The sequence below is a fragment of the Thermobrachium celere DSM 8682 genome, from assembly GCF_000430995.1.
GTDB lineage: Bacteria > Bacillota > Clostridia > Clostridiales > Caloramatoraceae > Thermobrachium > Thermobrachium celere.
The window spans coordinates 34199-44264 of sequence record NZ_HF952022.1; the positions used below are offsets into that span (position 1 = coordinate 34199).

The 10066-nt window shown below is 32.4% G+C and carries 7 protein-coding genes and 4 tRNA genes; 9 read left to right on the plus strand and 2 right to left on the minus strand.

Features of this window, described 5'->3' with window-relative positions:
• A complete protein-coding gene (lonC, locus tag TCEL_RS10635; RefSeq protein ID WP_040684043.1) occupies positions 1 to 1881 on the plus strand; it encodes a Lon family ATP-dependent protease in 1881 nt (626 codons plus the stop codon).
• 11 nt (positions 1882 to 1892) lie between these two features.
• Positions 1893 to 3227: a replicative DNA helicase gene (locus TCEL_RS10640; protein WP_018664177.1), complete on the plus strand. Its 1335-nt coding sequence runs from the start codon at positions 1893 to 1895 to the stop codon at positions 3225 to 3227.
• A 32-nt stretch (positions 3228 to 3259) separates the two neighbouring features.
• On the opposite strand, the gene TCEL_RS10645 is transcribed toward TCEL_RS10640, so the two are convergent.
• Positions 3260 to 5176 (minus strand): NAD(+) synthase, encoded by a 1917-nt coding sequence (locus tag TCEL_RS10645; RefSeq protein WP_018664178.1) that lies wholly within the window; start codon positions 5174 to 5176, stop codon positions 3260 to 3262.
• Between the two features lie 110 nt (positions 5177 to 5286).
• On the opposite strand from TCEL_RS10645, the gene TCEL_RS10650 reads away from it, so the two are divergent.
• The 7 genes from TCEL_RS10650 to TCEL_RS10680 all read left to right on the plus strand — a co-directional run bounded on the left by TCEL_RS10650 (position 5287) and on the right by TCEL_RS10680 (position 9437).
• Positions 5287 to 6105 (plus strand): hypothetical protein, encoded by an 819-nt coding sequence (locus TCEL_RS10650; protein ID WP_018664179.1) that lies wholly within the window; start codon positions 5287 to 5289, stop codon positions 6103 to 6105.
• Positions 6106 to 6278: 173 nt separating this feature from the next.
• Positions 6279 to 7664 carry an NAD(P)/FAD-dependent oxidoreductase gene (locus TCEL_RS10655; protein ID WP_278199835.1) on the plus strand — a complete coding sequence of 462 codons (1386 nt, stop codon included), beginning with the start codon at positions 6279 to 6281 and terminating at the stop codon, positions 7662 to 7664.
• A 4-nt stretch (positions 7665 to 7668) separates the two neighbouring features.
• A complete protein-coding gene (locus TCEL_RS10660) occupies positions 7669 to 8955 on the plus strand; it encodes an adenylosuccinate synthase (protein WP_018664181.1) in 1287 nt (428 codons plus the stop codon).
• 165 nt (positions 8956 to 9120) lie between these two features.
• Positions 9121 to 9195: transfer RNA gene (locus TCEL_RS10665), tRNA-Glu, on the plus strand.
• Positions 9196 to 9198: 3 nt separating this feature from the next.
• A tRNA-Val gene (locus TCEL_RS10670) sits at positions 9199 to 9274 on the plus strand.
• Positions 9275 to 9279: 5 nt separating this feature from the next.
• Positions 9280 to 9356 (plus strand) — tRNA-Asp (locus tag TCEL_RS10675).
• A 5-nt stretch (positions 9357 to 9361) separates the two neighbouring features.
• Positions 9362 to 9437 (plus strand) — tRNA-Thr (locus tag TCEL_RS10680).
• A 255-nt stretch (positions 9438 to 9692) separates the two neighbouring features.
• On the opposite strand, the gene TCEL_RS13865 is transcribed toward TCEL_RS10680, so the two are convergent.
• A partial coding sequence (locus TCEL_RS13865; protein WP_040683700.1) for a transposase occupies positions 9693 to 10066 on the minus strand: 374 nt, incomplete at its 5' end.

Genomic DNA, 10066 nt, shown 5'->3' on the forward strand with positions numbered 1-10066 from the left:
ATTTCATTGAACAGAAAAAATAATTTAGCAGTAGATCTAAAAAACAATTTCACAAACATGATGAATGACATTGACGTTCAAGTTGAAGCACTAAAGGAGCTACTAAACAAGCTATATGGTGAAAAATATGTTAATGAAGCATTAAAGAAGTTGAATTTAAAAAAGCATTATAAAAGTGATAAAGTAGAAGAAAAGATATATGCTCTACAGAGGCTTGTTTTAAAAAAGAATGATTATGTAGACGACCCAATAAATTGTATTCAAGAAATCAAAAAGGAGCTTTCTAAAAAGATAGCTTTAAGATATGTTGAAGATGAGATTGATCAAGAGGTTGAAAAGTATCTTCTTGAAAAACAAGACAAGCTTATTGAAGAAGTAAAACTAAATATAATTAAAAAGAAAAATGGAGTAGAAAACAGCAGGACATTAAAAAAGCTAGTTGAACTGCAAAAGCTTGATACAATAAAGCTTTCAAAATCAATAATGGAATTTTTAAGGCCTGATAATAAGGATGAAATTGTAGGTCAGGAGAGGGCCTTAACAGCCTTGATATCAAAACTTTGTTCTCCTTATCCTCAGCATGTAATACTTTATGGTCCGCCAGGTGTCGGAAAAACTACTGCAGCAAGATTAGCCTTAAAAATAGCAAAGGAATTTAAAACGTCTGTATTTAGAGAAGATGCACCATTTGTTGAAGTTGATGGTACAACATTAAGATGGGATCCAAGAGAAATAACAAGTCCACTATTAGGTTCAGTACATGATCCTATATATCAAGGAGCAAAAAGGGATTTTATAGAAACAGGTATCCCAGAACCAAAGCTTGGACTTGTAACTAAGGCCCATGGTGGAGTTCTTTTTATAGATGAAATTGGTGAAATGGATGAAATGCTTCAAAATAAGCTGTTAAAGGTACTAGAGGATAAGAAGGTTGAATTTTCATCTTCATATTATGACCCAGACGACGAAAGTGTACCTCAGTATATAAAGAAGCTATTTAATGAGGGGGCACCAGCTGATTTTATATTAATTGGTGCTACAACAAGGGATCCAAGTGAGATAAATCCAGCGTTAAGATCAAGATGTGCAGAAGTTTATTTTGAACCTTTAACTAAAAAGCACATAATTCAGATTGTTTCAAATGCTGCAAAGAAGTTAAAAATTGAAATAGAAGATGAAGCAAAAGAGGCAATAAGCGAATATACTCTTGAAGGTAGAAAGGCTGTAAATATTCTTTCTGATGTCTATGGATATGTTGTTCAAAAACGTGGAACAGAGAATATAACTATAACTCTTCAAGATGTTTATGAAGTTGCAGCACTATCAAGATTGACTCCACAGTTTAAGAATTATTCAAAAGATACAAAGGAAGTAGGTAAGACCTATGGACTTGGAGTATATGGATTTTTAGGTTCAGTTTTAGAAATAGAAGCAGTTGTATTTAAAAAGGATTCTCCTTCAGGTACAGTAAGGTTTAATGATACTGCAGGAACTATGGCAAAAGATTCAGTGTTTAATGCTGCAACTGTAATTAGACAGCTAACAGGAGAAGACCTATCATATTATGATGTTCATGTTAATGTGATAGGTGGAGGAAATATAGAAGGTCCTTCAGCGGGACTTGCTATTACACTAGCTATATTAAGTGCAGTTGAAAATAGGCCAATAAGACAAGATATTGCAATAACAGGAGAGATATCACTTACAGGAGGGGTAAAGCCTGTTGGTGGTATACCAGAAAAAATATATGGGGCACTTCAGGGTGGAATTAAAAATATAATAATTCCTAAGGAAAATGAGAAGGATGTTCCATTAAATATAGAAGATGCAAATATAATTGCTGTTAGTGATATAAGAGAATTACTTGATATTGTATTTTAGGAGGTGAGGACATGGAAGCACAATTAAGAGTTCCTCCACATAATTTAGAAGCTGAACAGTCAGTTTTAGGTGCAATGATAATTGAAAATGATATTATATATGAAGTTTCAGAGATATTAACAGGTGATGAGTTTTATAAAGAAGGACATAAACTTCTTTATAAAACAATAATGGAGATACACAATGATGGAAAACCTGTTGATATGATTACATTAATAGATACATTAAAAGGAAGAGATTTACTTGAGGCGGTTGGAGGAATTTCTTATATAAGTGACCTTATCTCCTCAGTACCCATTGTGTCTAATGCCAAATATTATGCTAAAATTGTGGAAGAAAAATATTTGTTGAGAAGTTTAATATCTGCTTCTCATAGAATAATGGATAGATGTTATAACGAACAGGATGATGTTGAAGAAGTTTTAGGAGAGGCAGAAAAAAGTATATTTGACATATCCCAAAAGAAGAAAAATGAGGATTTTGAGTCCATTAAACCTATATTAGAAAGAAGTTTTGAACAAATAGAGCATGTATATAAATTTAAAGGTGATACAACAGGTATACCATCTGGTTTTATAGATTTAGATAGAAAAACTTCAGGATTTCAAAAGGGAGATTTTATTCTTGTAGCAGCTAGACCTTCAATGGGTAAGACAGCCTTTGTTTTAAATATAGCCCTTCATGCAGCATTAAGGGCAGGTAAGAGTGTTGCAATATTTAGCCTTGAAATGTCAAAGGAACAACTTGTATATAGAATGCTCTGTTCAGAGGCTAATGTTGATATGTTAAAGCTTAGGACAGGAGATTTAGACGATGAGGATTGGTTAAGACTTGCAAGAGCAGCTAGTCCAATGTCTAAGGCATCTATTTTTATTGATGATACACCAGGTATATCTATAATGGAGATGCGTTCAAAATGCAGAAGATTAAAGATGGAAAAGGGACTTGATTTAATAATGGTAGACTATCTTCAGCTTATGAGTGGGGGTAAAAAATCTGAAAGTAGACAACAAGAAGTATCTGAAATATCAAGATCCCTTAAGGCTCTTGCAAAGGAGATGAATGCTCCTGTGATTGCACTATCACAGCTTTCACGTGCTCCAGAGGCTAGAGCAGATCATAGACCAATCCTTTCAGACCTTAGAGAATCAGGTTCTATAGAACAGGACGCTGACCTTGTTATGTTTTTATATAGAGATGAATACTATAACAAGGAATCAGAGAAGAAAAATATAGCTGAAGTAATCATAGCAAAGCAGAGAAATGGTCCAACAGGAACTGTAGAACTTGCTTGGCTTGGACAATATACTAAGTTTGGAAATCTTGATAGATATCATAATGCATGAAAGTCCTTTTGGCAGTTGCCAAAAGGACTTTTTTATAGCCATATACTTGAGTCAGCATCTGATGGCATTCTAAGGTCTCCTCTAGGAGAGAAGCATACTGTTCCAACTTTTGGTCCATCAGGCATGCAGGAACGTTTAAACTGTTGAGTGAAAAATCTTTTGTAAAATACATTTTGCCATTTTTTTATATAATCTCTATCGTATTTACCTTTAAACGCATGTTCTGCAAGGAATAATACTTTTTCAGATGGCATGTTATATCTTATAGCATAGTATATGAAGAAATCATGAAGTTCATATGGGCCTACCGCATCCTCTGTTTTTTGTTTAATCTTTCCTTCTTTATCTGGTGGAAGAAGTTCAGGGCTAATAGGAGTTTCAAGTATATCTATTAAAATATCTTTTGTCTTTATGTCTTCTGTTTTTTCTGCATACCAGTTGACTAAAAATTTTATTAGTGTCTTTGGTATGCTTGAATTTACTGCATACATAGACATATGATCACCATTATATGTACACCAACCTAAAGCAAGTTCGGATAGATCTCCTGTTCCAACCACTATTCCACCTATCTTATTTGCAATATCCATTAATATTTGAGTTCTTTCCCTTGCTTGAGTGTTTTCATAGGTTAAATCATGTATATCTTTGTCATGACCAATGTCCTTAAAGTGCTGTAGACAAGCATCTTTTATATTTATTTCTTTTAAAGTACATCCTAGAGATTTTATTAAGTTAACTGCATTTGTATATGTTCTATCTGTTGTTCCAAAGCCGGGCATAGTAATAGCAATTATGTTTTCAGATGGTATTTTTAGTTCTTTAAATGTTTTATATGTTACAAGTAAAGCTAGGGTAGAATCAAGTCCCCCAGATATTCCTATTACGGCTTTATTTAAACCAGTATGTTCAATCCTCTTTGCAAGGCCTGTAACTTGTATATTGAATATTTCTTCACACCTTATATCTATTTCTTGTTTATTTGAAGGGATAAATGGAGTAGGATTTATAATTCTATCGAAGTTATCTAAGCTTATGTTGTTAAATTTAATATCTACAGTTTTGTATGTCATATTTGAAACTCTTAAACTATCTGAAAATGTTTTATTTACTAGTCTTTCTGAATTTATTCTGTCAACATCAATATATGAATATATTATTTGACTCTCTCTTTTAAACTTTTCAGAAGAATTTAAAAGAGATCCATTTTCACAAATCAAAAGATCACCACTAAAGACTAAATCTGTAGTTGATTCATAAACTGAGGCTGAAGCGTATACATAACCACATATACATCTTGCACTTTGTCCTTTAATTAATTCACGTCTATAATCTGATTTTGCAACAACTTCGTTGCTGGCAGATAAATTTAATATAATGTTTGCTCCATTTATGCAAAGAAAACTGCTTGGAGGTATTGGAGCCCATACATCTTCACATATTTCTACTCCTATTCTTACGTTCAAATCTTTATCTTGTACTATTACGTTGCCAAAGGGTACTTTTTGTCCTAATATATTTATTTCATCTATGTTAGAAACTTCAAATCCAGATGTAAACCATCTTTTCTCATAGAATTCTTTATAATTTGGTATGTACATCTTAGGTATTACTGCAAGTATTTTTCCTGATTTAAATAAAACAGCACAGTTTAAGAGGATATGATTTAATACAATAGGCATTCCTACAGCACAAAGAATGTCTGTGTTGGAAGTTGAATCAATGAGTTCCTTTAATGCCTTATAGCTTTCGTCTATTAATTTTTTTTGTAAAAACAGATCAGCACATGTATATCCTGTTATACAAAGCTCAGGAAACACTATTATTTTGGCTAAATTTTTGTCTGCTTCAAGTATAATTTTTTTTATTTCCTCAGCATTATAAAAAGGGTTTGCAACTTTAAGCTTTGGAGAAGAAGCTGCCACCTTTATAAATCCCAAGTTATCCACAATATCACTCCTTCTTTAGTATCTACTTCTAATTTACTACAAATTTTTAATTTTGGTAAGAAGGATATATTAATATTAAATAGAACTTTTACTATGAAGGGAGTGATAAAATGTATAGAGCAAGTAAAACTGTTAAAGTTGAAAGTCTACTACTTATAATGTTTGGAATAGCAGTAGGGGTTATACCTATATTTAGTGGGAAGAATATAGGTTATGAAGTCGTATTGACTTCTATACTAATAATTACATTAGGAGTTTATACATACTTTAGAGTAAATAGGATAAAGGTTATAATTCACAATGATAGGATAGAATACTATGGTGAATCGAAAAAAAATGATAGAGTTATATACTTTAACAACATATATCTTGTGGAAACTGTGAATAAATCGGGAGTTTTTTTAACCTTTATTGTGGATAAATACAAAGAGGGAAATAGGTGGCTTATAAGAGGAACAAATCCTCCCTCTACAGAAAAGGAAATGGGAAGAGATAAGGATATAAAACTTGACTTTAAAAAAAGCCTTTGTATTGACAGTAGAAAAATAGAAAAAAGTAAAGAAATAGTACAAATAATTTGTTCTAAAATATCTAAAACTAGAATTGGAGATGGAACGGAAAGATATATTAATGATATAAAGCAAGAAGTAATTGAGGAGATTAATAATACTAAATTAAATAGGATTATATATAAAACAATAATGTCAATTAATTTAATTGGTTTACTTATTGTTTTAATGATTTTAGAGGGGAAATCACCTATTTTAACAAATAAATATTTTAAAGTAGTTTCTCTTTTAGTCTATTTTATAAATGGAGCATTTTCTTTATATTTAAGATTAAAATTTAAAAATGTACCTAGTTATAAAATAATATTTAATATAGGAATAATATTAAGTGTATTAATTATAATAATGTTAATTGTATAGGCCCTACATAATGTAGGGTTTTATATGTTATTATACAAATATTATACATTTAAAATTTAAATATATTTTGTTATATAACGAATATTATATAAATCAACAATAAAATTATTCGAATTTTGATTGACTTATATAAATGGGTTTGGTAGTATTTTATTGGAGTAAAAAGGAGGGGTATTATGAAAAATTATGATGTAATTATAGTTGGTGGAGGTCCAGCAGGAATATTTACAGCTCTTGAATTAGTAAGGCAAAATTCTAATTTAAGTATTGCCTTATTTGAAAAGGGTAAAAGTATGATGAATAGAAAATGCCCCAGCAGTGAAAATAAGGTAAAGTGTGTAAAATGCACTCCATGTTCTATTGTATCAGGATGGGGAGGAGCAGGAGCATATAGTGATGGAAAATTAACACTAACTACTGAGTTTGGTGGAGTTTTAGATGAATACATTGAAAAAAGAGAGTTACAAAATCTAATTGATTATATAGATAAAATATATTTAGAATTTGGTGGACCAAGTGAAGTGCATGGAGAAATAACACCTAAAGTTGAAGAGATAATGAGAAAGGCAGCTGCAGCAGATTTAAAGTTTATACCAGCTAGAATAAGACATTTAGGAACAGATAACTGTTTTAATATATTAAAGGCTATGGAAGAATACCTAAGAAAGAAGATAGATGTTTTTACATTAAAACCTGTAAAGGAAATTATAGTTGAGGATGACAGTATTAAGGGAATTATTACTCAAGAAGGAGAGGAATATAGAGCAAAATATGTAGTTGTTTGTCCAGGGCGTGAAGGTTCCGATTGGTTCTTCAAAGAAGTTGAAAGATTAAAATTAGAATTTGACACAAACCCAGTAGACATAGGTGTTAGAGTCGAATGTCCATCTATAGTTATGAAGGAGATAACAGATGCAGTATATGAATCAAAGCTTATATACTATACAAAATCCTTTGATGACAGAGTAAGAACCTTCTGTATGAATCCAAATGGAGAAGTTGTTGTTGAAAATAATGATGGAATCAAAACAGTAAATGGACACAGCTATGCAAATAAAAAGACAAATAATACAAATTTTGCGCTACTAGTGAGCAAAAACTTTACAAAGCCCTTTAAATCTCCAATAGCATATGGTAAGTATATTGCAAGCCTTGCTAATATGTTAGGTGAAGGAGTTATAGTTCAAAGGTTAGGAGATCTCCTAGAGGGCCGAAGAACAACTGAGGAAAGGTTAAGAAGAGGACTTGTTGAACCTACTTTAGTGGATGCAACTCCAGGAGATTTAAGTTTGGTATTACCATATAGATTTTTAAAGGATATAATAGAGATGTTGGAGGCACTTGATAAAGTAGCACCAGGTATTTATTCCAAACACACTCTTTTATATGGAGTTGAAGTTAAGTTCTATTCAATGAGGCTTAAGCTTTCAAATTGTTTAGAAACGCAAATTAAAAATCTATTTGCAGCAGGTGACGGTGCAGGAGTTACAAGAGGACTTGCACAAGCTTCTGTATCTGGAGTTATTATCGCAAGAGAAATAATAAACAGGATGAGGTGATTTTATGTCAGGACTAGTTGTAATAGGAGCTCAGTGGGGCGATGAAGGAAAAGGTAAGATAACAGACTTTTTAGCAGAAGGAGCAGATGTAGTAGTTAGATATCAGGGTGGAAATAATGCTGGACATACAGTTGAGGTTTTAGATAAAAAATATAAACTTCATCTTATACCTTCTGGTATTCTATATGATACTAAACTTTGCGTTATAGGGAATGGTGTGGTAATAGATCCAAAGGCATTTTTTGATGAATTAAGTTATCTAGAAAAAGAAGGAGTAAAGGTATCTGAAGATAAGTTAATAGTAAGTGATAGAGCACATGTTATTATGCCTTATCATAAACTTATAGATAGACTATCAGAGCAGATGAGGGGAAATAAGGATATAGGAACAACAGGTAAAGGTATAGGACCATGTTATACAGATAAGCATGAAAGAACAGGAATTAGAGTTTGTGATCTTTTAAATAAAGAAACTCTTAAAGAAAAGCTAGAGATAAACATAGCAGCAAAAAATAGAATTATAAAAGAAGTATATGGAGGAGAAGAATTAAACTTTGATGAAGTTTATAAGGAATATGTAGAATATGGGGAGAGATTAAGACCATTTGTTAAAGATACTTCAGTTGTACTGTATGATGCGATTAAATCAGGTAAAAAGGTGCTGTTTGAAGGAGCACAAGGAACTCTTTTAGATATAGATTATGGAACATACCCATATGTTACATCATCACATCCAATATCAGGTGGAGTTTGTGTTGGTGCAGGTATTGGTCCAACAATGATAACAAATGCAATAGGTGTATGTAAAGCATATACGACTAGAGTGGGAAAAGGTCCATTCCCAACAGAGTTATTTGATGAGATGGGAGATTATATAAGAGAAAAGGGCTTTGAATATGGTACAACAACTGGACGTGCTAGAAGATGTGGATGGCTGGATTTAGTTATATTAAAATATGCGGTTAGAATATCTGGTTTAACAAGTCTTGCAATAACAAAACTAGATACATTAGCAGGGATTGAAAAGATAAAGGTATGTGTTGGATATGAACTAGATGGTAAAGTAATAGACTATTTCCCAGCTTCACTTGAGGATTTAGAAAGATGTAAGCCAATATATAAGGAATTTGAAGGCTGGGATAATTCAGTAGAAGGTGCTAAAACATTTGATGACCTACATGAAAATGCAAAGAAATATTTAAGATTTATAGAAGAATATACAGGAACAAGAGTATCAATAGTATCTGTTGGTCCTAACAGAAGTCAGACAATGGTTATAAATAAGTTTTAAAAGATTATAGCCCTATGAATAATTAGGTTATTCATAGGGCTTTTTATTCTATTTATTTTCCAATATTTACTGAAAAAAATTTTTAAAAAAGGTGTTGACTTAACACGAAAAATAGTGTAATATATACAAGTGTCGGGGCGATGAGCCGAGACAGTGAAAGATGATGGCCCCTTGGTCAAGTGGTTAAGACACCACCCTTTCACGGTGGTAACAGGGGTTCGAATCCCCTAGGGGTCACCATATGGGCGCGTAGCTCAGCTGGGAGAGCATCTGCCTTACAAGCAGAGGGTCACAGGTTCGAGCCCTGTCGTGCCCACCAAAAATGGCCCAGTAGCTCAGCTGGTTAGAGTGCCGGCCTGTCACGCCGGAGGTCGAGGGTTCGAGCCCCTTCTGGGTCGCCATATTTGCCGGCTTAGCTCAATTGGCAGAGCAACTGACTTGTAATCAGTAGGTTGTAGGTTCGATTCCTATAGCCGGCTCCATTAAGCACGCGATGAGCGTGCTTTTTTATTTAGGTTTTATAATTGAAATGTGTATTTGATTAGAATGCATATCTTTGTTTATAAAAAGGCTCTTTGTCAATAGTTGGGGCGGGTATTCATTTAGAATGCCTGTCCTTTCTTATTTGAGAGGAATTTTAGAAAGATAAATTGGTTTTGAGGGAGTTTGCCTAAAAGTTTGCATGACAAAAAGACCAACGGTAGTTGGGTTCTTTTAAATATAATATTTTATAAAATTTAGTTACAACAATGAAGTATTCTATTTCTAAACCTATCAAAATTTTTAAAGCCGAAGGCATTTCTTTTAATAACTTTAATCTTGTTATTAAATCCTTCTATACAAGCATTTGTGTAAGGAATATCAAAAGAATTAACTATTCCATCGAAATATCTAATATAAGTATCAGCACATTTTTTGAATTCTTTAAGACCACTATTTTGAGCAAGTTTTATCCATTCCTTTAATAAAGTACGAGCTTCCTTAGAAGAAGATGCAGTTTCAGTAATTTTTAATAACTTTTCTTTTAATGCATGAGCAATAGCTAAATCGCTATTATAAGAAAGCATAACATGTAAAGCAGCTTTTGATTCATTATTAAGCAATTCAAATC